Annotated in this window: 1 protein-coding gene; it reads left to right on the forward strand. The window is 25.2% G+C overall.

Annotated features, from left to right (window positions below; translation table 11 throughout):
* Window positions 1–254 (forward strand): hypothetical protein (locus HS848_RS13190; protein ID WP_198612560.1); only part of this gene is annotated, 254 nt, incomplete at both ends.

Here is a 254-nt window from a genome sequence, read left to right on the forward strand (position 1 = left end):
TACTTACGATGTTATTTACGTTATTACTTACGATGTTATTTACGTTATTACTTACGATGTTATTTACGTTATTACTTACGATGTTATTTACGTTATTACTTACGATGTTATTTACGTTATTACTTACGATGTTATTTACGTTATTACTTACGATGTTATTTACGTTATTACTTACGATGTTATTTACGTTATTACTTACGATGTTATTTACGTTATTACTTACGATGTTATTTACGTTATTACTTACGATGTTA

Source organism: Staphylococcus caledonicus, assembly GCF_016238465.1.
Classification (GTDB): domain Bacteria; phylum Bacillota; class Bacilli; order Staphylococcales; family Staphylococcaceae; genus Staphylococcus; species Staphylococcus caledonicus.